Source organism: Streptomyces sp. SID12501 (assembly GCF_010550245.1).
In the GTDB taxonomy this organism is placed as follows: Bacteria; Actinomycetota; Actinomycetes; order Streptomycetales; family Streptomycetaceae; genus Streptomyces.
In genome coordinates, this window is sequence record NZ_JAAGLU010000848.1 from 1 (window position 1) to 413 (window position 413).

Below are 413 nucleotides of genomic sequence, written 5' to 3' on the forward strand. Positions count from 1 at the left end.
ACCGCACGCGGTACGTCCTGACGCCGAACCAGCACATCGGCGCGTACAAGGTCGGGTTCTCGGCCGAGTGGCTGACCCGCGAATACCTGGCGCGGCGCGGCGGCGGGCGGATCCTGCCCGAGCAGCTCACGCCGGCCCGGTGCGCGCTGTTCGGCTACCGGCCCAAGGAGATCAAGCTCGACGGCCAGCAGATCCGGCCCACGCTGCTGCAGCCCGAGTACCAGTCGCAGGTCGGTCTCGACGCGTACGACGCGGGTGCGCGGATCCTCACGGACTTCTTCAAGTCCGAGCTCGAGCAGTTCCTCACCGAGGACCTCGACCCGCTGGGCCGCAAGATCATCGAGGTGGTCCTGCGCGACGGCACGGTGGCCGACTACGAGGAGCTCACGCCGCTGTACGTGTGACGATCCCGC

1 protein-coding gene is annotated in these 413 nt (G+C 69.2%); it reads left to right on the forward strand.

Going from position 1 to position 413, the window contains the following annotated elements:
- Positions 1–404: DUF4914 family protein (locus tag G3I71_RS48785; RefSeq protein ID WP_164325421.1), on the forward strand; the 404-nt coding region annotated here is incomplete at its 5' end.
- Positions 405–413: the final 9 nt, after the last annotated feature.